General features: G+C 62.6%; 13 protein-coding genes (1 of these 13 cut by a window edge). 10 read left to right on the top strand and 3 right to left on the bottom strand.

What is annotated here, in order from left to right; genetic code table 11:
- Positions 1-3 precede the first annotated feature (3 nt).
- The 4 genes from glyA (at position 4) to K3725_RS15660 (ending at position 5,112) form a co-directional block, all read left to right on the top strand.
- Entirely contained in the window at positions 4-1,287 is a 1,284-nt protein-coding gene (gene glyA / locus K3725_RS15675) for a serine hydroxymethyltransferase (RefSeq protein ID WP_260016218.1), read from the top strand.
- 338 nt (positions 1,288-1,625) lie between these two features.
- Positions 1,626-2,417, top strand: a complete 792-nt coding sequence (locus K3725_RS15670) for a DeoR/GlpR family DNA-binding transcription regulator (RefSeq protein ID WP_260016217.1) — start codon at positions 1,626-1,628, stop codon at positions 2,415-2,417.
- A gap of 144 nt (positions 2,418-2,561) precedes the next feature.
- Positions 2,562-4,265 (top strand): Na/Pi cotransporter family protein, encoded by a 1,704-nt coding sequence (locus K3725_RS15665; RefSeq protein ID WP_260016216.1) that lies wholly within the window; start codon positions 2,562-2,564, stop codon positions 4,263-4,265.
- Between the two features lie 7 nt (positions 4,266-4,272).
- Positions 4,273-5,112 (top strand): DMT family transporter, encoded by an 840-nt coding sequence (locus tag K3725_RS15660; RefSeq protein ID WP_260016215.1) that lies wholly within the window; start codon positions 4,273-4,275, stop codon positions 5,110-5,112.
- A gap of 32 nt (positions 5,113-5,144) precedes the next feature.
- Here K3725_RS15660 and K3725_RS15655 read toward each other — a convergent pair whose 3' ends face one another.
- Positions 5,145-8,096 (bottom strand): ATP-binding protein, encoded by a 2,952-nt coding sequence (locus K3725_RS15655; RefSeq protein WP_260016214.1) that lies wholly within the window; start codon positions 8,094-8,096, stop codon positions 5,145-5,147.
- A gap of 184 nt (positions 8,097-8,280) precedes the next feature.
- Positions 8,281-10,632, bottom strand: a complete 2,352-nt coding sequence (locus K3725_RS15650) for a methyl-accepting chemotaxis protein (protein WP_260016213.1) — start codon at positions 10,630-10,632, stop codon at positions 8,281-8,283.
- Between the two features lie 452 nt (positions 10,633-11,084).
- On the opposite strand from K3725_RS15650, the gene K3725_RS15645 reads away from it, so the two are divergent.
- From K3725_RS15645 to fdhF, 5 genes are all read left to right on the top strand, one after another.
- Positions 11,085-13,964, top strand: coding sequence for a Hint domain-containing protein (locus tag K3725_RS15645; RefSeq protein ID WP_260016212.1), 2,880 nt, complete (start codon positions 11,085-11,087; stop codon positions 13,962-13,964).
- A 330-nt stretch (positions 13,965-14,294) separates the two neighbouring features.
- On the top strand, positions 14,295-14,819 hold the full coding sequence (locus K3725_RS15640; RefSeq protein WP_260016211.1) for a winged helix DNA-binding protein: 525 nt from the start codon (positions 14,295-14,297) through the stop codon (positions 14,817-14,819).
- A gap of 52 nt (positions 14,820-14,871) precedes the next feature.
- Positions 14,872-15,783 (top strand): LysR family transcriptional regulator, encoded by a 912-nt coding sequence (locus K3725_RS15635; protein WP_260016210.1) that lies wholly within the window; start codon positions 14,872-14,874, stop codon positions 15,781-15,783.
- Between the two features lie 93 nt (positions 15,784-15,876).
- Positions 15,877-17,565 carry an NAD(P)H-dependent oxidoreductase subunit E gene (locus K3725_RS15630; RefSeq protein WP_260016209.1) on the top strand — a complete coding sequence of 563 codons (1,689 nt, stop codon included), beginning with the start codon at positions 15,877-15,879 and terminating at the stop codon, positions 17,563-17,565.
- A 3-nt stretch (positions 17,566-17,568) separates the two neighbouring features.
- Positions 17,569-20,343 carry a formate dehydrogenase subunit alpha gene (fdhF, locus tag K3725_RS15625; RefSeq protein ID WP_260016208.1) on the top strand — a complete coding sequence of 925 codons (2,775 nt, stop codon included), beginning with the start codon at positions 17,569-17,571 and terminating at the stop codon, positions 20,341-20,343.
- A 279-nt stretch (positions 20,344-20,622) separates the two neighbouring features.
- On the opposite strand, the gene K3725_RS15620 is transcribed toward fdhF, so the two are convergent.
- The gene (locus tag K3725_RS15620) at positions 20,623-21,237 is read right to left on the bottom strand and encodes a TetR/AcrR family transcriptional regulator (protein WP_260016207.1); all 615 of its coding nucleotides are present in this window, start codon (positions 21,235-21,237) and stop codon (positions 20,623-20,625) included.
- Positions 21,238-21,374: 137 nt separating this feature from the next.
- Between K3725_RS15620 and K3725_RS15615 the strand changes: the two genes are divergently transcribed.
- Positions 21,375-23,379, top strand: the 5' portion of a protein-coding gene (locus tag K3725_RS15615; protein ID WP_260018623.1) for an NADH:flavin oxidoreductase. It continues 41 nt past the right edge of the window; the window shows 2,005 of its 2,046 coding nt (coding positions 1-2,005); its start codon is at positions 21,375-21,377; its stop codon lies beyond the right edge, outside the window.

Raw genomic sequence — 23,379 nt, 5'->3', positions numbered from 1 at the left:
CGAATGTCCAAAGATCTGTTTTTCACCCAAGCGCTGTCTGAGCGCGATCCTGAACTTTATGCCTCGATCACGGCGGAGCTGGGCCGCCAGCGCGACGAGATCGAGCTGATCGCCTCGGAGAACATCGTCTCGGCCGCGGTGATGGAAGCGCAAGGCTCGGTGCTGACCAACAAATACGCCGAAGGCTACCCGGGACGCCGCTATTACGGCGGCTGCCAGTATGTCGACGTCGCCGAAAACCTGGCCATCGACCGGGCCAAGGCGCTGTTCGGCTGCGAATTCGCCAACGTCCAGCCGAACTCCGGCAGCCAGGCCAACCAGGGCGTGTTCCAGGCGCTGCTGCAGCCCGGCGACACCATCCTCGGCATGGACCTGGCCTCCGGCGGCCACCTGACCCACGGCGCGGCGCCGAACCAGTCCGGCAAGTGGTTCAACGCGGTGCATTACGGCGTGCGCCGCGATGACAACCGGATCGACTACGATCAGATCCAGGCGCTGGCCAGCGAGCACAGCCCCAAGCTGATCATCGCCGGCGGCTCCGCCATCCCGCGCCAGATCGACTTTGCGAAGTTCCGTGAAATCGCCGACAGCGTGGGCGCCTATTTCATGGTCGACATGGCCCATATCGCAGGCCTGATCGCCGCCGGCGAGCACCCCTCGCCGTTCCCGCATGCGCATGTCGCCACCACCACCACCCACAAGACCCTGCGCGGCCCCCGCGGCGGCATGATCGTGACCAATGACGAGGCGATTGCCAAGAAGGTGAACTCGGCGATCTTCCCGGGCATCCAGGGCGGCCCGCTGATGCATGTGATCGCCGGCAAGGCGGCGGCCTTCGGCGAGGCGCTGAAGCCGGAGTTCAAGGCCTACCAGAAGCAGGTGCGCGCCAATGCGGCAGCGCTGGCGGACCAGCTGATCCAGGGCGGCCTGGACATCGTCACCGGCGGCACCGACACCCATGTGATGCTGGTCGACCTGCGGCCCAAGGGCGTCACCGGCAACATCGCCGACAAGGCGCTGGGCCGCGCCCATATCACCACCAACAAGAACGGCATCCCGTTCGACCCGGAAAAGCCCACCGTGACGAGCGGTTTGCGCCTGGGCACGCCGGCCGGCACCACCCGCGGCTTCGGCGAGGCGGAGTTCCGCCAGATCGCCGACCTGATCATCGAGGTGATCGATGGTCTGGCGGCCAACGGGGAAGAGGGCAATGCGGATGTGGAAGCGGCGGTGCGCGCCAAGGTCGCGGGCCTCTGCGCCAGGTTCCCGCTCTATCCGAACCTGTAAGCACGGGCTTCGCTGAACACAGGAAACCGCCGCGGCCCCGAGGCCGCGGCGGTTTTTTTGTTGCCCGGCAGGCTCCCGCGCCCCGCCTGTGCATCAAGGATGCCCCGGCAAGGGCCTTGGGCCCGGCAGCGCCCCTGGCGGGGCGCTGCCCGCGCCGTGCACCCGCACGGCGCCACGCCCAACGCTTGCAGGCCGGCCGAAGGCAGACCGGAAAGGGGCGGGTGAGGCCTGCCTGTCTGTGCGGGGTCCGGGCCGCAGCAGAGGCTGCGGTAAGGCCTTGTCATGCACCGCCGGCCCGTGCCTTATTGGGCAAACGGCCCAAGAAATGGAAACTTCTCTTGTCGGACTCTCTTTCCCTGTCCCACCGTGAAATGGAGCTGGTAGACGCGCTGCGCCGCTTGGGCGGCTCTGCTCGCAGCGCCGAACTTGCCAAGATGCTGGATGTGTCCGAAGAAACCGTTCGCCGCACAATTAAGGCGCTGAACAAGGCAGGGGCCGTGCAGCGTGTGCATGGTGGCGCGTTTCTGGCCGGCCCGCAAAGCGCGACTAGTTTTGCGCGGCGGATTTCTGAAAACCAGAAGGAAAAGGCACGGATTGCTGCGCTGGCGGCCGGCTATGTGCGAGACGGGATGGCGGTGTTCCTTGATGTCGGTTCCACCACGGCTTTTGTTGCTGAGGAATTGCGCCAGAAGTCGGATCTGACTGTGGTGACAAACTCAATTGGAGCCGCGCAGACCCTGGCAAACCACAATGGCAACCGGGTGCATTTTCTGGGTGGAGAAATGCAGAGCAATGAACGGGGCACGTTCGGCTTTGTTGCCGAGCAGCAACTGCGCCGGTTCGCGCTTGACTTGGCGGTCCTGTCTGCGGATGCGCTTTCGGCCAAACAAGGCGTGCTTTATCACAGCGCGGATGAAGCTCAGCTTGCGTGCGTGGCCGCTGACTGCGCTCAGAAGGTTGCAGTCGCCATTGCACATCCGAAGTTTGCGGAGACGGCGCCCCACTGCGGGCCGGACCCCCGCAGGATATCTGTCTTGCTGACTGATCAGGATCCCGGCAAGAAGCTGTCTGCTGCCTTGAGCAGCTGGGGGGTGAAAACAGAAGTTGCCCAATCCGGCAAGGGAGATTGAGGCAGGGGTCCGCGAAGAGGCGGGCACGGAGCGGTACACCCTTTTGTGCCCAGCAGGAATTGCTGTTGCCGCCAGGGCCGCGCGGCACTAAGGCCATGCCGGGAGCGGATAGGCTCCGGCAGAAGGCTTCGAGCGGAAATTGACATGGCGATACTGACCTTTCTGATCAGCCTTGCTGGCGCGACGATGCTGCTTTTGTATGCGGTGCGGATGGTGCGGACCGGGATTGAGCGCAGCTACGGCGCTTCGTTCCAGCGGCTGCTGACCGCGCGCCAGAGCCATCTGCAGGCCGGGCTGATGGGGCTGGTCCTGGCGATCGTGCTGCAAAGCTCGGCCGCGGTGGCGCTCTTGACCTCCGGCTTTGCCGCCAGCGGCTATCTCGCCTTTCCCACCGGGCTGGCGATCGTGCTGGGCGGCGATCTCGGCTCGGCGCTGATCATCCAGATCCTGTCGTTCAAGCTCGACTGGCTGGTGCCGGTGCTCTTGGCGGCGGGCGGCTACCTGTTTGTCAAGACCGAGGCCAAGAAGGCCCGCCAGCTGGGGCGGATCCTGATGGGCGTGGCCTTCATCCTGATTTCACTGCGCTTTCTGCGCGAGGCGATGGACCCGATCCGCGACAGCGCCTTTCTGCCGGCGGTGGCGGGCTACCTGGCACGCGACTATATCACCGCCTTCCTGGTTGGCGGCGCGCTGGCCTTTGTGATGCATTCCAGCGTGGCGGCGATCCTGATGTGCGTCACCCTGGTGCAGATCGGCGCCATTCCCTTTGCCGCCGGCCTGTCGCTGGTGCTGGGGGCGAACTTCGGCTCCGCGTTTATCCCGGTCTGGCTCAGCCGCGGCATGGCGCTGAAGGCGCGGCGCATCCCCTATGCCAACCTCGCCCTGCGCGGCACCTGGGCGGTGCTCTGCCTGTTTGCCGCCAATCTGGCGCTGCGCCAGGGCTGGCTGGGCGATCCGCAGGGCGGCCAGATGCTGGTCAATGCCCATCTCGCCTTCAACGCGTCGCTCCTCTTGCTGGCGCTGCCCGCCTGCACCCCGCTGGGCGGCGTCTTTGCCCGCGCCTTCCCGGAGCCCGTTCAGGCAGCGGCGGCGCAGCCGGGCCGCCCGGTCAGCGCGCTGGAGCAGGGCAGCTACGGCTCGCCCGCGCAGGCGGTGGCCAACCTCAAGCGGGAGCTGCTGCGGATGGCCGATCAGACCGGCGCCATGTTCCGCCCGGTGCTGGACCTCTACAAGGGCGGCAGCAAGGAGCAGATCAGGGCGGTGCAGCAGATGGACGCGGAGGTGAACGCCTGCCTCTCCGGCATCCGCCAGTATGTGGCGGCGATCCCGGAGGAGGCGTTCGGCAAGGCCGAGCTGAAGACCGCCCGCAGCCTGATGGAATACGCCATCCGGCTGGAGACCGCGGGCGATGTGGTGGCGCGCCGCCTGACGGTGCTGGCGGGGGAGATGAACAAGAAGGGCCTCAGCTTCTCGCGCGAGGGCTGGCTGGAAATCACCCGCATGCATGAGGCGATCCTGGCCAACATGCAGCTGGCCTCCAACGTGCTGATCTCCGATGACCTGGAGAGCGCGCGGCTGTTGAGCCTGGAGAAGACCGAGCTGAAGCGGATGGAGCACGACAGCCGCAAGCGCCACCTGAAGCGGCTGCAGGACGGCGCGCGGGAGAGCTTTGACACCTCCGACATCCACCTGGAGACCCTGCGCGCCCTGCGCGAGTTCAACAGCCACATCGCCGCCGTCGCCACCCCGGTGCTCTACCGCAGCGGACAGCTCCTGGAAACCAGGCTCATCGAAGATATGCCCGAAGGCGGGGAGACCCCGGCCGCCGGGCTCTTGCCAAAAGACTGATCCGGATATGACGCTTTCCATAATAGCCATCATCTTGTCGGCAGCCCTGTTGCATGCGCTGTGGAACGCCATAGTGAAGACGGCGGCAGACCGGACCACAACGCTTGGGCTGGTGGCCTTTGGCCAGGTTGTTCCGGGGGCTGTCATGATCGCGGTGCTGCCGATGCCGGCGGTGGAAAGCTTTCCATACATTCTGGCGTCGACGGTCGTTCATTTCGGCTACTACTACATGCTGGGCCGCGCCTATCAGCATGGCGACCTGAGCGTCGTCTACCCGATTGCCCGCGGCATCGTTCCGGCTTTGGTTGCACTCTGGGCAATGGTTTTTGCCGGCGAGGTGCTGCCGCTGCAGGCCTGGGCCGGAATTGCAGTGATCGCCTGCGGCATTCAGCTCAGCAGCTGGAAAGCACTGCGGTCCGGTGTCGGGCGGGCGGCACTTGGTTTTGCCGCAGGCACCGGATTTTGCATTTCGATCTATTCCGTGGTTGATGGCATCGGAGTGCGCCTGTCAGGGCATACCCTCAGCTATTGGGCCTGGGGAGCCTTCCTGCATCTTTTCATTGCAGGGTTTGTTGCTGTCCGCAGGCGGCGGACCCTGGCACATCTGCCCGCAAAGACCTGGATGCTGGGGCTTGCCGGCGGGCTGGTGTCGATGATTGCATACGGGCTGGTGCTCTATGCCAAGAATTTTGCCCCGCTCGGAGCCGTTTCCGCTCTTCGCGAGACCTCTGTGATCTTTGCTGCGCTGATCGGATTTGTCTTCCTGAAGGAGGGCTATTGGATGCGGCGGCTGGGATCGGCACTTCTGATGGCCGCCGGTGTCGGCCTGATCGGCACGGCCGTATAAGCCCGCACCCGGACGGGCTGCGGCCCTCTTTGTCAGGCGCTGGCCCGGGGTTCTTGCTGCGGAGCGATCTCTTCAGTGATCGCAGCCAGCCTGTGCAGAAGCACGGATTTTTTCACGGGCTTGGCCAGGAAGTGGTCCATGCCGGCCTCCAGGCAGGCCTGCTCATCGCTGGCAAAGGCGTTGGCAGTCAGGGCCACGATGACCGGCTGGCGACCGGGCAGGCTGCGGATCTCCCGGGTGGCGCCGAGACCATCGAGAACCGGCATCGACATGTCCATCAGAATGATATCCGGACGCAGCTTCTGGCACATCTCCACGGCAGCGCGCCCGTTGGCGGCTTCGGCGAGTTCCACCGGCTGGTTGCGCAGATACTTGCGGATCAGCAGCCGGTTTGTCTGGTTGTCTTCCGCCAGGAGAACCCTGCAAGGCGCAATCTGCGGAGGGCTGTCCAAAGACAGCGGCGCAACTTCGTTTGCGGTTTCGCCTGCCGGTTGAAGCTGGAGTTCAAGCCGGAAACAGGACCCCAGGCCCAGCTCCGAGGTGACCGAGATACCGCCGCCCATCCGCTTTGCCAGCATGCTGGAGATGGTCAGGCCCAATCCGGTTCCCCCGAACGCTTTGGTCGTGGCGGCATCGGCCTGTGTGAAACGGTCGAAGATGTGGCGTGCCTGGTCCTCGGAGATGCCGATCCCGCTGTCCTCGACTTCGGCAATCAGGCGGTAGGGGTTGCCAGGCGCATGCGACACCCGAACGGAAATTCTGCCGTCCGTCGTGAATTTCACTGCGTTGCCAATCAGGTTAACAAGGATCTGGCGCAAGCGTCCGTCATCGCCGTGCATCCGTTCCGGCAATCCGTCTGCATAGCTGATTTCCAGCGGCAGGCCCTTTTCCAGAGCCTTCGGTTGGAAAAGATTGGCAGCACTGCTGACACAGTCGCGCAGATTGAAGTCCTCTCCTGTGATCGAAAGTTTGCCCGCCTCCAGGCGTGACAGGTCGAGGATATCGTTGATGATCTTCAGCAGGGCCTGGGCCGAGCTGCGGATGGTCTCGACGTTTTGCAGTTCGTCAGGCGGCAGTTCCGCCTCCGCCAGGAGGTCGGCCATACCGATGATGCCGTTCATCGGTGTGCGGATCTCATGGCTCATGTTGGCAAGAAACTCCGACTTGGCGCGGTCGGCCTGCTCCGCCGCAAGTTTTGCCTCTGCCAGTTCGCGTTCCCGCTGCTTGCTGCGGGTGATGTCCCGTTCGATGCCGATGATCAGATCCACAGATCCATCCGCACATGTCACCGGCACGATGTTGGTGTCGAACCAGACTTCGTCGCCCGATTTCGTGTAGTTGAGAACCTCGTTGTGATAGCGGATGCCAAGTTCCTTGTGGCGGTTCATTTCCTGGATCACCTGGGCGTTGGTTGCCGGCCCGTCCAGAAGTTCGGACGGCGTCCGGCCGATGGCGTCAGTTGCCAGATAGCCTGTTGCCCGCGTGAAGGCGTCGTTGACCCAAAGAATCCGGCGCTTCGCATCTGTCAGGATGATACTGTCTGAGGCGTGTTTGGCCACCAGCGACAGGCGGTGCAGCTCCGCCTGTTGCTTTTGCAGTTCCGCATGCGCCTGTTCCAGGGCCTGCTTGCCTAGTTTCAGCTCACTGTTGCGTTCGGACAGGGTCTGGTTGGCGCGGATCAGTTCCTCGCGCAGGCTCACATCCTCTGAGACATTCCAGTTGACGCCGATCATCAGCTTCCGGCCGCGGGCATCGGTGAACGGGCTGGCCAGAGCCCGGATGTGCTTAATTGTGCCGTTGTCCAGGACAATCCGGAAATCAGAGGCAAAGCTGGCGTGGTTCTCTTCTGCGGTATTCAAGGCATCCTGAACCCTGTTGCGGTCATCCGGATGCAGTGTTTCGGTCCAGGCCTCTGCACTTGGCGGACCCAGTTCCTCAGGCACGCCGTAAAGCTCGTGCATCCGGCTGTCCCAGCTTACCCGCTGGGCCGCGGCGTCGTATTCCCAGATGCCAACCCGGGAGGTCTTGACCGCAATCTCCAGCCGCCGCGATACCGCCTCCAGTTCCGCTTCGCGGTGGCGCAGCTTGCCGATCACGGCTTGCCGGGCATTGGACAGCCTGCCTGCCAGAAATGTGGGGAACACGATCAGAGTGCCTGCCACCAGAAGCGCGAACCGAAGCTGCCAAAGGTTGCCGGGGCTGTTCTGCCATCCGTCCTGCGGGCGGGCTGCCATCTGCCAGGACCCGGCGGGCAGCATAATGTCCAAAAGTACCGGGTTGTCCGCAAAAATGCCAGCTGAGCCAAAAAACTGCTGCCCGGCCGCTCCTGTTCCGTCCCGGCCTGTCAGCGCAAGCTCCAGCTTGCCGCGGGCATGCAGGCCGGTAATCGCATACAGGGTGTCTGTTTCGACAACTGCCGAGAGAATGCCCCAGAACTGGCGCTGTTCTCCGGTGCCGGTGAAGATCGGCAGGCGGTAAATGAACCCGGTACCGCCCTGTACAAGATTGACGGGGCCAGCCAGAACCATTTCACCGCTGTCGCGCACCCGGTGCGCGGCAGCGCGCTGTGCCTCGTTCTTGTTGTAATCCAGCCCCAGGGCCGCTTCGTTGCCTCTCATCGGGTGCACAAGGGTAACAACAAGTCCGGGAGCTGCCGCAATATGGCGGATGGCGGTTTTCCCCTCCAATACCTGGGCGGCAATCCGGCTGAACCGTTCCTGGCTTATGTCCGGTTCTGTCGCCAGCATTGCAGCAAGGCCGCGCAGGCGCTGGTAGTCGCCGTTCAACTGGCCCTCGAGGCGGGATTTGATCATCCCCGCCGCCTGCTGCGTGTCGGCGCGCTGTGACTGGAAGTGGATCGTGGCGTTTTGTCTTTCGGCATAGAGTCCCGCAGCACATACCACCGCCAGTGCAAGCAGGGCAGGAAGGTAAGTCCTGTTGCCAAAGGCACGCATCCAGCGCGCGGGGAGATTTGACAGGGCCATTCAGCCACCTTTGCTTTTTCCGAAAACACCTTTGGCATTAGCGGCCTGAAATTTTGCCCGGTGTCCGGTTTTGCTCTATGTTCCTTTTAAAGTCTGAAAATCCGGTTTCCACAATACGGGTGCTTGCAGCTGCTGTGGAGTGTGGCAACGGCAGCAGCCGTTGCTGAGGACCGGACCGTCGGGATCAGAAGTCCTGCCATTTTGCCAAGGCGGCTGATCCCTCTGAGACTGGCACGGGGGCCGGCACCTCGGGGATCTCATCCCAGCCGGTTCCATGTGCCGACGGAACCTCCGGAAGGGAGGCCGCCTCGCGCGGGGCGGCGGTTTCCTGCCCAACATCGAATTGCGCCACCAGACCGGCCAGGTTGGAGGCGTCGCCATTCAGCAATTGGCCCGCTGCGGTCATTTGCTCGACCATGGCGGCGTTTTGCTGGGTGACCTGGTCCAGCTGCATCACCCCGGTATTGATTTCGCCGATGCCGGTCGACTGCTCTGCCGCGCCTGTGGCGATGTCCGAGACCAGACCGGAGATGTGGGAGACTTGCGACACGATGCTGTGCAGCGCCTCGCCGGCCTTGCCGACCAGATCCACGCCCTTTTCGACCTGTTCGCCGGAATTGGAGATCAGCGTTTTGATTTCCATGGCTGCATCTGACGAACGCTGCGCAAGTGCCCGCACTTCGGAGGCGACGACGGCGAAGCCGCGGCCCGCTTCGCCGGCCCGGGCAGCTTCGACGCCTGCGTTCAAGGCCAGCAGGTTGGTCTGGAAGGCGATGTCGTCGATCACGCCGATGATCTGCGAGATATGGCGGGAGGACTCCTCAATGCCATTCATTGCGGTAACGGCGTTCTGGACAACCTCGCCGCTGGCCAGTGCTTCGTCCCGGGCTTCGTTCATGGAAGCTTCGACTTTGCGGGCGCCATCTGCGGCGGCCTTGACGCTGGCGGTCATCTGATCAAGGGCCGCTGCGGTCTGTTCCAGTGTCGCGGCCTGGCTTTCGGTGCGCTGCGACAGATCGTCGGAAGCCTGGCTGATTTCCGACGTGCCGTTGCGGATGCTGGTGGTGGCTTCCACAACTTCGCGCACGGTGGCGTTCAGCGTGTTGACCGTCTGGTTGAAGTCGAGGCGCAGGCCCTTGTAAGCCTCGGGGAAGGGCGTATCGATCGTGGTCGAAAAGTCGCCCTTTGCCAGATGGGTCAGGCCGGTGCGCAATTCATTCACAACAAGATCCTGCTCGCGCTGTGCTTCCGCCCGCTCTTCTTCAGCAAGCTGGGCGTTTTGCAGATCGGTTTTAAAGCCTTCCAGAATACCGGCGATGTTGCCGAATTCGTCGCCAGTGCCCAGACCAGCCACTGGGTGGCCATAGTCCTTTGCGGCAATGTGCTCCACGCTGTCAGACAGGCCGGACACCTTGCGCGCAATGCCGCGGGCCGCGATCCAGGACAGCAGGGCCACCGCCAGGGCAACCCCGACTGCCTGCAGCATGGAAGCATTGACCAGGCTTTTCTCGGCCGCCAGGGCCTCGGCGCTGTCGACTTCCAGCACAATGCCCCAGGTTCGGTCGTTGAGTCCGACGCCCGCAGCCATCGCCTCAACCGGCTGGCCAGCAAGGCCGGGGGTTCCTGAGAAGCTGCTTTCCCCGCCGCTGAGCGCTGCAGTGATCTGCTGCAGTTCCGGCAGCTTGGTCAGAACCTGGTGGCCGCCCTCGCGTTCCGATGCGGTCAGGGCGATGCCGTCGCCGCGCACCAGATAGGCCTGCCCGGTTTCGCCGAGCAGCGCGGAATGGGAGAGGATGCCGGCGATGCCATCCACCGGCACGCGCAGCACCAGCGCCCCCATGATCGCGTCTTTCTTGTAGATGGGAGAGGAGACAAACATCGCGGCCGCCCCGCCATCGGGCGCATATCCGGCCATTTCCGACAGGAACACACTGCCCTGCTCCATTTCCAGGGCCGTGCGGAACGCCAGACCCAGCCCGCTGTCCTTGTACGGCCCGTCCAGGTAGTTCAGCGCGAAGTCTTCGTCTTTGTGGACCGAGTAGACCATGTTGCCCTGCACATCCAAAAGGTAGGCATCCAGGAATCCCTGCTCTTCGAGGAATGTCACGAAGCCGGTGTGGTTCATCTTGTGGCGGATGGACCATGCCGATTTGTCTTTGGCGTCCAGCAGCTTGTAGCGTTCGCCTGCCGGGTTCGGGTTGCCTTCGCCATAGGCCGCGCGCAGATAGCTGCCGGGCGTGTCGCCAAGCGAGTAGAACCCGTTGGAAAAGTCGCGCAGCGCCGTTTCAACTGCTTTGCTGGCCACCAGTGTTCTGGTCTGGGACCGCAGCCCGGCAACCCAGTTCTCCAATGCCTCCTTGCGCTCTTCCAGAAGCGTGGCATAGGCCGCCTCTCGGTTGGTTTTGAGCGCCTGCCCGGCTTCCCAGGCAAAGAAGAAGCCCGATGCGAGAGTCAGGAAGATTGTCGGCGCGGCAATGGAGAGCGGCAGCTTGCGGCCCAGCCGCATGTTGTTCCAGAATTTAAACAGTCGAGTCATTACAGCGAAGGTCCCATCAACATTTCAGTCTGCCGGACTGCCTGAGAGCGGTCAGTGGCGGTCCAGCAGCGAGGTGCCGGACGTGAAAACAGTCAGAGGGATTCATTTCAGGGCCGTTAAGATGCGGCTTGTTGCCCTGTATTTGGCCTTTTTAGCGGCCTGAAACGGCGAAAATACAATTCCACTTTTAGCTGACTGCCTTCAAGACAATGCGAATCACTCAACATTGAAGGGTGAAATGCGCCGAACGATCGGGTTTTGAGCGGGCCGCGTGCCCTGGCAGGCGCTCCGGTTCTTCTGCTGCGGCCTTTACGGAAATTTCACAACACCTGCCAGATTTACGATTCATTACCGGGATGCGTGTATTGAGGGGCGCAATAGCGGCTGTTTTGCCGGGAGCACTTGGCTCTTTGTGTGCTCAGGCACCTGCGGCCAGAGATTGAGATTTGACTATGCCCCTACCTGACTGGCTTTCCGGCCTCCTTGCGTCTCTGAAAGGCACCGAAGGCAACGACAAGCTCGCCGGAAGCACCGGCGACGACGTTATCGAAGCGGGCGAGGGTGCTGACACCGTTGCCGGCGAAGAGGGCAATGACGTCATTGATGGCGGCGAGGGTGATGATGTCATCTATGGCGACATGGGGGACGGGTTCGAACAGGGCGCGGACGCCAGTCCGCTTGAGCTGAAGATCGGCAATATCCAAAGCATCTCGCATGACGGCTGGACAGGTTCTGCGGGCAACTATGCTGTCTTCAGCGACGTTGCGGCATTGGAGGATGGCACAAAAGTCTGGGGCAAACTGGTCCTGGTCGGGAAATCTAACGCGAATATGTCAGTGCAGTTCGGTTACACCGACGGTGCGGAGATCCTGCTGGAAGGGGATCAGGCGGGTGACCAGGCAACGTTCCGGCTGGAATTCTTTGATCCGGCAACAGGCGAGCCGGTTTACCTGAACTCCACTGCGACCTTCAACGATATCGATGACAACAGCGGCTACGGAGATGCCGAAGCAGTCATTATTGACGGCAGCAGTTTCACCTCCTTTGGCGTTTCTTCGGATTCCAACCTCAGCACCTCGACTGACGGCAGTTTGGTAACGGCCACCGGGACACAGCTGAATGCCTACACGGATCAGAGCGCCTGGTTCTCCGCCGGGTTCGAGGACCGGTCCTCGATCGAGTTTACGCTTCAGACCCGGGACGGTCTGGCGGGGTTCACCTTGTCCGGCGATGTCATTGACGATCCGGTTGTCACCCTACTTGAGCAAGGGGCCGACACGATTTCGGGCGGTGAAGGCAATGACGTTGTTTATGGGCAGGGCGGCAATGACTCGCTGCTGGGCGAACAGGGCGACGACAGCCTGGACGGCGGTGACGGTGATGATGTCCTGGATGGCGGAGAGGGGGCGGATACGCTGATCGGCGGGGCCGGGGGCGACACGCTCTCCGGTGGTGACGGCAATGACTACATCGACGGCGGCGAAGGCAACGACTTCCTGTCAACCGGACTGGGCAATGACACGCTGGTCGGCGGTGAGGGCGACGATACGCTGCACAACTCGGCGGGCGACGACAGCCTGGTTGGCGGCACCGGCAATGACAGTATTGTTGCGACCGATGGCAACGACACGCTGGAAGGCGGCGATGGCAACGACACGTTGTATGGTGGCAATGATCACGATGTGATGGCAGGCGGCGCCGATGCTGACCTGATGTACGGCGAGGCCGGCAACGACAGTATGGACGGCGGCGACGGCGACGATGTGATGGACGGCGGGGCCGGGGCAGATACTCTGATCGGCGGTCTTGGCGCGGACACCATCTCTGGCGGTGATGGTGACGACTACATCGAAGGCGGCGATGGCGACGACAGCCTGACGACGGGTCTGGGTAACGACACGCTGATCGGCGGCGCTGGCAATGACACCCTCAGAAACTCGGCCGGCGACGACAGTCTTGTCGGCGGGGCCGGCGACGACAGCATCGTTGCAACGGATGGCAATGACACGCTGGAGGGCGGCGACGGCGCCGACACAATGTACGGCGGCAACGACAACGACCTGCTGATCGGCGGCAGCGGGGCGGACCTGATGTATGGTGAGGCCGACGCTGATACCTTCGAAATGTCGGACGGGTTCGGCAATGACACCCTGACCGGCGGCGAGGCCGGGAATGATTACGACACTGTCGACATGTCGGGTGTCACCACAGGGGTCACCGTCACCTATACCGGGGATGAGGCCGGCACCATCACCGACGGGACCGACACGGTCACCTTCTCGGAGATCGAGGCGCTCAACCTGACGGATCAGGCAGATGTCGTGGATGCTTCTGCTGACAGCGCCGGCACCGTGATTGATGCGGGCGCCGGGGATGACACCGTGACGTTCGGGGCCGGCGATGACTCCATCACCAGCGGCATTGGCTATGATGAGCTGATCCTGAGCAGTGGCGGCGGCACCGATACGATCACCGATTTCAGCATCGGTGATGACGATCTTGACGGTTTCTACAATGACCAGCTGGACGTCTCGAACCTGACGGGCGGCACCGGACCGGCGGGCGCGGTGCGGGCCTGGGATATTTCTGTCAGCGATGACGGGTTCGGTAACGCGCTGCTCACCTTCCCGAGCGGTGAAAAGCTTGTTCTGCAGGGGGTGACACCGGCGCAGATGACGACCGCGCAGCAGATGTATTCCGCGGGTATCCCCTGCTTTACGCCTGATGTCCTGATTGTCACGCAGCGCGGCGCGGTGCCGGCTGGGCAGATCCGGGTTGGCGATATGCTGCAGACCGCCGACAATGGCTATCAGCCGGTGATCTGGACCGGCAGCCGGACTCTGAGCCCGGCAGATCTGGCCCGGCGTCCGCATCTGAGGCCCTACTGCCTGCGTCCGGGCGGGCTGCTGCGCCCTGAGCGGCCCATGCTGCTGTCTCCGCAGCACCGGCTGCTGATTGGCCGCAAGGCCTTGGGCGGGGACGGGCAGCTTGACGAAAGTTTTCTGTCCGCCAAGCTTCTTGCAGAGCGGGACACAAGCTGCGTCCAGGTGCCCGGGGCAACCGGGCCGGTCACCTATGTGCATCTGATGACAGAGCAGCACGAGGTGATCTTTGCCGAAGGTATTGCAACGGAAACGTTCTGGCCGGGCCCTGAGGCTGTTCGCGGATTGCACGCGGAAGGCAGGCGGGAGCTGTTTGAGCTGTTTCCCGGCCTGACCTCTGCGATCGGCCTTTCCGGACCAACCGGCAGGAGGCAGGTGTGCAAGGCCTACGGCGGGCTTGCCCGCAATGCCATGAGGCGGCGCGACCTGCAAAACCTGCCCGTGTCTTGAGCGTTTTCAGAGAATCTGGAAACCGGATGCTGCCAATTGGCGGCCGGCAGGCGTTCCTGCAAGCATTTCAGGCTCGCGATCCGAACGGAAAAGCGCATTGATTTTTTTCTACCCTGCGAGCTGTGCCGTGTGATCGGGCAGGGTATTGAAGTTCCGGCGATTTGAGCGGATATGTTGCGCAGTATTTGAATTGGATTTTCGGAATTGAGCCGGGCCTGCTGCAGGGGCGCATAGCTGCCTTGATCTGGAGGCCGGGAGGTGCGCCGAAGGCGTCAGTATTCTGATCCGCACCATTTTGCCTGTTTGGGCAGCAGATTTTGGAGTTGTTCATTGAATCATTCAGTCAGCCAGTCCTTGTTATTAAACCCTATTGATCATCAGTCTTCCTGCCGGCTGCGGGATTTGGAGATTGCGGTGCAGCGGACACATGAAGGACTTGTCCGCTGGCAGGTGGATCGTTTTGAACAGCTGAGCGGCATCCCGCTGTCAGGAGCGGAAGTCACCTTGCTGCTTCTGATCGCAGAAGGCGGCCGCGCTATCTCGATCAAGGAAATGGCCCGGATCACCAATCGTGTGGATATTCCCAATATCCAGTATTCCCTGCGAAAACTTGCCTCAGCCGGGCTGACCCGGAAACAGGGCGCAGGCCGGTCTGGTGTGTCCTACAGCCTCACCGAGAAGGGAAGCCGGACTGCTGCGGAAATGCAGGCTGCCCGCGAAGACCTCCTTGAAGAAGCCTTTGCAGGCCATCCCAGTAAGCTTGTGCAGTTGCAAGGCGCCTTGGCCGCACTGGAGGAGCTGACTGCGCTTTACGGATCCGCGGAGGGTTCCGCTGGCCCTGCCAGCCAGGATTGAGCGGCCAACTGCTCCATTGTGCCAGATGCCGGGACGGGCTTAAGGTTCTGTTATGATCGAACTCAAGGACCTGACGCTTCTGACTGCGCTGGCGCGGCACAAGCATTTCGCAAAGGCCGCCGCCGATTGCGGCATGTCTCAGCCTGCGTTCTCCATGCGGATCAGGAATCTGGAAGAGCGGCTCGGCCTGTCCATCGTGCGGCGGGCCAACCGGTTTCAGGGTCTGACGGAAGAAGGCATGATGATCGTGCGCCGGGCGCGCTCAATCCTCGACGATGCCAAGGCGCTGGAACAGGAGATCGCCGCAACCCGCGGTGAAGTGAGCGGCACCCTGGTGCTGGGCGTCGTGCCGACGGCCACCGCCTGGGCAGCGCAGCTGGTGGATCAGGTGCACCAGGCCTATCCGCGGATATTGGCGCAGGTGGAGGTCACTACCTCGCTGGCTATCCAGCAGCGGCTGTATGATGGTACAATTGATGCCGGAATAACTTATGCCGACAGCATGGGCCGCGAACTGGTGACCGTGCAGCCGCTCTATGAGGAAAGCTATGTGCTGCTGGCGCCGGAAGACATGGTGGCCGGACGTGGCGAAATGATCAGCTGGGCGGAAGCAGCGGACCTGCCGTTGAGCCTGCTGGATCAGCAGATGCAGAACCGGCGGATCCTCGACCGGATCTTTGCCGACCTGGGGCTGAAGCCGGAGATCGTTTCCGAATCCAATGGCTTCATGGCGTCGATGGTGCTGGCGCGGGAAGGCTCGGCCGCGACCATCCTGCCGCGGGCGCTGATGCAGGCGCTGGGCGATCTGGGCGGCACCCGGGTTCTGGCGTTGGTGGAGCCGGAACAGGCGCGCCCGATTTGCATTGCGACTCTGGACCGGACTCCGGAACTCACAACTGTGCGCGCTTTGAAAGAGGTAGTTGCGACGTTTGTAGACGACAGGATGCCGCAAATGGCGTCATAAGATTTTCTGATCGTGCAATCCAATTTCCAGATTTGACGATATTCATTCTTGATGGCATTGGCTGAATGAAAGATGTGCTTACTGGAGGAACCCATGGCACCATTGGATGATAGCAAGGGCGTATGGAAGTCCGGCAAAGGCAAAGGGCGCAAGACGCCCAAAGGCCGCCAGGTTGACGACATTGCGCTGAGCGAGGTTCAGGACCTGCTGGGGGACCGCCCGCGCAACCGTGACCTCTTGATTGAGTTCCTGCACCTTATTCAGGACAAATACGGCTGCCTCAGCGCCGCGCATATCCGGGCGCTGGCCGAGGAAATGCGCACCGGTCAGGCAGAGATCTATGAGGTGGCCACTTTCTACGCCCATTTCGATGTGGTGAAGGAAGGCGAGACCCCGCCGCCTGCGCTGACCATCCGGGTCTGCGATTCGCTGTCCTGCGAGCTGGCCGGGGCCGAGGCGCTGAAGAAGGCGCTGGAAGATGGGCTGGATGCTTCTCAGGTCCGTGTGCTGCGCGCACCCTGCATGGGCCGCTGCGACACGGCGCCGGTGCTGGAAATCGGCCATAACCACATCGACCACGCCACCGTCGAGAAGGTGGAAGCGGCGATTGCGGCAGATGATACCCATGCACACCTGCCCGAGTATGAAACCTTTGCGGCCTATGAGGCCGAAGGCGGCTATGCCACGCTGAAAGACCTGCGCGCAAATGGCGACTGGGAAGCGGTTCAGGCCAAAGTCAAGGAAGCCGGTCTGCGCGGTCTGGGCGGCGCTGGTTTCCCGTCCGGCACCAAATGGGGTTTCGTGCGCGCCAACGAAGGTCCGCGCTATCTGGCCGTGAACGGCGATGAGGGCGAGCCGGGCACCTTCAAGGACCGCTACTACCTAGAGCGCACGCCGCATGTTTTCCTCGAGGGCATGCTGATTGCTGCCTGGGCGGTCGAGGCAGAGAAAGCCTTTATCTACATGCGCGACGAATATCCGGCGGTGCTGGAAATTCTGCGCCGGGAGATCAAGGCGCTGGAAGACGCTGGCATCGTCGAAGAAGGCTACATCGACCTGCGCCGCGGGGCAGGGGCCTATATCTGCGGTGAAGAAAGCGCGATGATCGAGTCTATCGAAGGCAAGCGCGGCGAGCCGCGCCACCGTCCGCCGTTTGTGGCTCAGGTGGGTGTCTTTGGCCGTCCGACCCTCGTGCACAACGTGGAAACCCTCTATTGGGTCGCCAAGATCAACCGCGAAGGCCCGGAATGCCTGAACTCGGTTGAGAAGAACGGCCGCAAGGGGCTGCGCAGCTACTCGGTTTCGGGCCGCGTAAAGAACCCGGGCGTGCATCTGTTGCCTGCCGGTTCCACCATCACCGACATCATCGAAGCTTGCGGCGGTATGCTGGATGGCCACGCCTTCAAGGCGTATCAGCCGGGCGGCCCGTCCTCAGGCCTGCTGCCTGCGTCGATGAATGACGTTCCGCTCGACTTCGACACGCTGCAGCCGCATGGCACCTTCATCGGTTCCGCCGCTGTGGTGGTGCTGTCCGATCAGGACTCGGCCCGTGACGCGGCGCTGAACATGCTGCGCTTCTTCGAAGACGAAAGCTGCGGCCAGTGCACCCCGTGCCGGGTGGGCTGCGAGAAAGCTGTCAAGCTGATGAGCGAGAAGAAGTGGGATCAGGGCCTGCTGGAAGAGCTGAGCACCGCAATGGTCGACGCGTCGATCTGCGGTCTGGGTCAGGCCGCACCCAACCCGATCCGCCTGACCATGAAACATTTTCCGGATGAGGTCTGAGCCATGAGCGATAAAGTCACATTCACACTCGATGGCGAACAGGTCACGGCGGACAAGGGCCTGACCATCTGGGAAGTCGCTAACGGCCGCGGGCTGAAAATCCCGCATCTGTGCCACAAACCGCAGCCGGGCTACCGCCCGGACGGCAACTGCCGTGCCTGCATGGTCGAGATCGAAGGCGAGCGCACGCTGGCGGCCTCCTGTATCCGCGAACCCTCTGAAGGCATGGTCGTCACCACCAACAACGCGCGCGCCGAAAACGCCCGCAAGATGGTGATGGAACTTCTGGTGGCCGACCAGCCCAAGCGGGAAGAGGCGCACGACAAGTCCTCCCACATGTGGGACATGGCCGAGCTGAACGGCGTCACCGAGAGCCGCTTCCCCAAGCTGGAAGAGGGCCGTATTCCGCTCCTCGATGACAGCCATGTCGCCATGAAGGTGAACCTGGACGCCTGTATCTCCTGCGGCCTGTGCGTGCGTGCCTGCCGTGAAGTACAGGTGAACGACGTGATCGGTATGGCCGGCCGAGGCCACGATGCCTATCCGACTTTCGATATCGCTGACCCGATGGGCCAGTCCACCTGCGTTGCTTGCGGTGAATGTGTGCAGGCCTGCCCGACCGGCGCGCTGATGCCCGCCACCGTGCTGGATGACAACCAGGTTGGCGACAGCAAGGACTACGATAGCGAAACCGAAAGCGTCTGCCCGTTCTGCGGCGTCGGCTGCAAGGTTTCGCTCAAGGTCAAGGATGGCAAGGTCAAGCATGTCGAGGGCATCAACGGCCCGGCAAACGAAGGCCGCCTATGTGTAAAGGGCCGCTTCGGCTTTGACTACATCCACCACCCGCACCGTCTGACCAAGCCGCTGATCCGCCGCGACGATGCGCCCGCCAAAGGCCTGAACGTCGATCCCGGTAACCTCTCGACCCATTTCCGCGAAGCATCCTGGGAAGAGGCGATGGATCTGGCCGCCAAGGGCTTGATGCGTTTGCGCGATGAGAACCCGAAATCGGTTGCGGGCTTCGGCTCTGCGAAATGCACCAACGAAGAGGCCTATCTCTTCCAGAAGTTCATCCGCCAGGGTTTCAAGCACAACAACGTCGACCACTGCACCCGTCTGTGCCATGCGTCGTCCGTTGCGGCGCTGATCGAAAACGTGGGCTCCGGCGCTGTGACCGCGACCTTCAACGAGATCGAAAACGCCGACGTGGCGATCGTCATCGGCTCCAATCCGATCGAGAACCACCCGGTGGCTGCGACCTATTTCAAGCAGTTCACCAAGCGCGGCGGCAAGCTGATCGTGATGGATCCGCGCGGCGTCGGCCTGCGCCGGTTTGCAACCGAAATGGTGCAGTTCCGTCCTGGCGCGGACGTGTCGATGCTGAACGCGATCATGAGCGTGATCGTCGAGGAAGGCCTGTACGACCAGGAATACATCGACAAATACACCGAGAACTGGGAAGCGGAAAAACAGCATCTGGCGCAATTCACGCCTGAGAAGATGTCGGAAATCTGCGGCGTCTCCCCTGAGCAGCTGCGCAGCGTTGCACGCACCTTTGCGGGTGGCAAGGCTGGCCTGATCTTCTGGGGCATGGGTGTGTCCCAGCACATCCACGGCACCGACAACTCGCGCTGCCTGATCTCGCTGGCGCTGATGACTGGCAACGTGGGCAAACCGGGTGCAGGCCTGCACCCGCTGCGCGGCCAGAACAACGTGCAGGGTGCGTCCGACGCGGGCCTCATCCCGATGTTCCTGCCTGATTATCAGACCGTGACCTCGGATGATGTCCGCAAGAGCTTTACTGATGTCTGGGGCGGCGGCGACTTCTCGAACGAGAAGGGCCTCACCGTGACCGAGATCGTCGACCAGGCCTATGCTGGCAACATCAAGGGCATGTACATCCAGGGCGAAAACCCGGCGATGTCCGACCCGGATGCGGATCACGCGCGTGACGCCTTTGCCAAGCTGGAGCTGATGATCGTTCAGGACATTTTCCTGACCGAGACGGCAAACTATGCCGACATCATCCTGCCGGCCTCGGCGCTGTATGAAAAGAACGGCACCGTGTCGAACACCAACCGCCAGGTGCAGCGTGTGCGCCCCGCCGTTCCGCCTCCGGGCGAGGCGCGCGAGGACTGGCAGGTGACTGTTGAGCTTGCGCAGCGCATCGGCCTGCCGTGGGACTACAAGGATGTCAGCGAAGTCTTTGCCGAGATGAAGCTGAACATGAAGTCACTCAACAACATCACCTGGGAGCGGCTGGAAACCGAGACCATCACCTATCCGTCGCTGCATGAGACCGACCCCGGTCAGGCGATTGTGTTCGGCGACGGCTTCCCGCGCCCCGAGGGCCGTGCCCGCTTCACCCCGGCATCGGTGATCCCGCCGGATGAGGCGCCGGATGCGGACTACCCGATGATCATGACCACCGGCCGCCAGCTGGAGCATTGGCACACCGGGTCGATGACCCGCCGCTCCAAGGTACTGGATGCGGTGGAGCCGGAGGCGAACTGCTCGCTCAATCCGCGCACGCTCATGATGATGGGCATCGAGCCGGGTGAGATGATACGCCTCTCGACCCGCCGCGGCTCGATCGAGATCATGGCACGGGCCGACCGGGCCATTGCCGAGGACATGGTGTTTGTGCCCTTCGCATATGTGGAAGCAGCAGCCAACATTCTGACCAACCCGGCGCTGGACCCCTACGGCAAGATCCCCGAGTTCAAATTCTCGGCGGTGAAGGTGGAAAAAATCGAAGGGCAGATCGCAGCCGAGTAATCCGGCAGATCTGGCCGAGGAAACCGGGCGGGCGGGGAACCATTGGTTCCGCGCCCGTTTCTTTTGGCCGCGCCGGGCTGGCGCCCGGCGCGGCAGTGCCTTGCGGGTTCGGGGGCGCAGACGCAAATGGTGCTGAGGTGTTTCGCTTCGGGCCTTGCCCGAAGCGACCCGCGCCGCGCCCTTCAGGCGCGGCGCCCGGCCCAACTGCAAGGCAGGCATCTGTGATGCCTGCCTTGCAGGCGGCGGTGCCCGTTTCAATGAAAGTGCAGCGGCCTGCCCCTATCGGTGCCGGGCCAGGAACCGGTCAAGTTCCCGCTGTTCGGGGCTGGTGCCTGTGAAGACTTTGATCCAGCCGGGCATCAGCGAAATCCGGTATTCCGTGCCTTCATGCACCTGCATCGAGATATAGCCGATCTGAGTATAGATCATGGCCCGCGCCCGAATCACCGCGTCCGTCTCGGGATAGCCGAAGCGCACGAACATATCTGTCATGGCCTGTTCACGCCGGGCATCGGCGAGGTTCAGCCGCGCTTGCAGGCGGCTGTCGTTGCGCGCCCAGTTGCGTATGGCGAGGTCCAGCCGGGCATCAAACAGCTCCGGGTCGATCCAGCAGTCGAACAGGTTGAACATCGCCTCGGCGATGCTCTCGGCATAGGCTTCGGTGCGGGCCACGAGATTTCCGGTATTCCGTTCCTCCCAGCGCCGCACCATAGCTTCCAGCAGCTCCTCGCGGTCTTTGAAATGCCAATAGAAACTGGTGCGCGACACGCCAAGGCGTTTGGCCAGCGGCATCACCTTCACCGCTTCTACACCGCTTTCGGTCAGCACCTGATAGGCGGCTGTCAGCCAATCCTCTTCGCTCAACCGCGGGCGCGTGATGTCCTGTGTATCCATCCGCCAGCCATAGCAGCGGCGCGGGGCTCGCGCAACTTTTCTTGACAGGTGTGGTGTTTTAATTGACATAAGTGTCGAGAGTGGCGGGCGACACGCCTTACCGCTATGCCAAGATACTGTTCCAGGAGACGCCTGCCATGTCCAAGGATCCGCTGCTGCAGCCCTATCAGCTGAAGCATCTGACGCTTCGCAACCGGATCATGACCACCAGCCATGAACCGGCTTATCCGGAGGATGGCATGCCAAAGGAGCGCTATGCGGCTTATCACGCGGAACGGGCCAAGGCGGGTGTCGCGCTGACCATGACAGCCGGCTCCGCCGCGGTCAGCCGCGACAGCCCGCCGGTGTTCAACAATATCCTGGCCTACAAGGATGAAGTGGTTCCCTGGATCCGCAACCTGACCGACCAAGTGCATGATCATGGCGCGGCAGCCATGATTCAGCTCACCCACCTGGGCCGCCGCACCGGCTGGAGCAAGGGCGACTGGCTGCCGTCCGTCAGTTCCTCGCGCCACCGCGAGCCCGCGCACCGGTCGTTTCCGAAATTGGCCGAGGACTGGGATATCACCCGCATCATCTCCGACTTTGCCGATGCGGCGGAGCGGATGAAGGAAGGCGGTATGGACGGGATCGAGCTGCAGGTCTACGGCCATTTGCTGGACCAGTTCTGGTCGCCGCTGACCAATGATCTGGACGGGCCTTACGGCGGCCGGACCCTGGACAGCCGTATGAAGTTTCCGATGGATGTGCTGCAGGCAGTGCGGGGGCGGGTGGGCAGTGAATTCATCGTCGGCCTGCGCTACACGGCGGATGAGGCGGAAGAAGGCGGGATCACTCCGGAAGAAGGGCTGGAGATCTCCAAGCGGCTGGCAGCCAGCGGCATGGTGGACTTCCTCAACGTGATCCGCGGCCGCATCCACACGGACCCTGCAATGACCGACGTGATTCCGGTCCAGGGCATGAAGTCGGCGCCGCATCTGGATTTCGCAGGCGAGGTGAAGAAGGCAACAGGTATGCCCACCTTCCACGCAGCCCGGATTCCCGATGTGGCAACGGCCCGGCATGCGGTTGCCAGCGGCCTTCTGGACATGGTGGGCATGACCCGCGCCCATATGGCCGATCCGCATATTGTGAAGAAGATCATGGAGGGGCGCGAGGATGATATCCGCCCCTGCGTCGGCGCCACATATTGCCTGGACCGGATCTATCAAGCAGGGGAGGCGCTGTGCATCCACAATGCGGCGACCGGGCGCGAACTCACTATGCCGCATCAGATCGCCCCGGCAGAGGCGCGCAAGAAGGTGGTGATCGTCGGTGCCGGGCCGGGCGGGCTGGAGGCGGCACGGGTGGCGGCCGAACGCGGTCATGACGTGACCGTGTTCGAAGCCGCGGCGGAACCGGGCGGCCAGGTCCGCCTGACCGCGCAGAACCCGCGCCGGGCTGAGATGATCGGCATCATCGACTGGCGCATGGCGCAATGCGCGGCCCGGGACGTGGCGTTCCGCTTCAATACCTGGGCCGAGGCTGAGGATGTGCTGGTGCTGGATCCGGACGTGGTGATCTTGGCGACCGGCGGGACGCCTTGCATGATGCTGCATGAAACCGGAGCAGATCTGCCCCATGCGGTGTCCAGCTGGGACATCATATCCGGCGATGTGAAGCCGGCCGGGCATGTGCTGATCTACGATGAAAGCGGCGACCACCCGGGCCTGATGGCCGCTGAAGTTGCCGCCAATGCAGGCGCAAGAGTAGAAGTGATGACCCCCGACCGGACCTTTGCTCCGGATATTATGGGGATGAACCTGGTGCCCTACATGCGGGCACTGCAGGACAAGGATGCCACCTTTACAGTTGCCCGCCGTTTGCAGGGGCTGGCCCGCAACGGCAACAGGCTGACGGCGTCTATCGGCACGGATTACAGCGGTCACTCTTACGAGGCGCAGTATGATCAGGTGGTCCTGAACTATGGAACCCTGCCGCTGGACGGCCTCTACTTCGAACTCAAAGAGGCATCGGCCAACCGGGGCCAGGTCGACCAGAACGCCCTGATCAGCAGCCTGCCTCAAACGATCCGATCCAATCCTGCGGGCCGGTTCCAGCTGTTCCGCATCGGCGATGCGGTTTCTGCCCGAAATATCCACG

The sequence above is a fragment of the Leisingera sp. S132 genome, assembly GCF_025144465.1.
Classification (GTDB): Bacteria; Pseudomonadota; Alphaproteobacteria; order Rhodobacterales; family Rhodobacteraceae; genus Leisingera.
This window is presented reverse-complemented; position numbering and strand designations above follow the sequence as displayed.

What these genes read in the sequence shown, in the direction of transcription:
- glyA (WP_260016218.1), top strand. Translation starts at nt 4, where the DNA reads ATGTCCAAAGATCTGTTTTTCACCCAAGCGCTGTCTGAGCGCGATCCT.
- K3725_RS15665 (WP_260016216.1), top strand. Translation starts at nt 2,562, where the DNA reads ATGGCGATACTGACCTTTCTGATCAGCCTTGCTGGCGCGACGATGCTG.
- K3725_RS15660 (WP_260016215.1), top strand. Translation starts at nt 4,273, where the DNA reads ATGACGCTTTCCATAATAGCCATCATCTTGTCGGCAGCCCTGTTGCAT.
- K3725_RS15655 (WP_260016214.1), bottom strand. Translation starts at nt 8,096, where the DNA reads ATGGCCCTGTCAAATCTCCCCGCGCGCTGGATGCGTGCCTTTGGCAAC.
- K3725_RS15650 (WP_260016213.1), bottom strand. Translation starts at nt 10,632, where the DNA reads ATGACTCGACTGTTTAAATTCTGGAACAACATGCGGCTGGGCCGCAAG.
- K3725_RS15645 (WP_260016212.1), top strand. Translation starts at nt 11,085, where the DNA reads ATGCCCCTACCTGACTGGCTTTCCGGCCTCCTTGCGTCTCTGAAAGGC.
- K3725_RS15635 (WP_260016210.1), top strand. Translation starts at nt 14,872, where the DNA reads ATGATCGAACTCAAGGACCTGACGCTTCTGACTGCGCTGGCGCGGCAC.
- K3725_RS15630 (WP_260016209.1), top strand. Translation starts at nt 15,877, where the DNA reads ATGGCACCATTGGATGATAGCAAGGGCGTATGGAAGTCCGGCAAAGGC.
- fdhF (WP_260016208.1), top strand. Translation starts at nt 17,569, where the DNA reads ATGAGCGATAAAGTCACATTCACACTCGATGGCGAACAGGTCACGGCG.
- K3725_RS15620 (WP_260016207.1), bottom strand. Translation starts at nt 21,237, where the DNA reads ATGGATACACAGGACATCACGCGCCCGCGGTTGAGCGAAGAGGATTGG.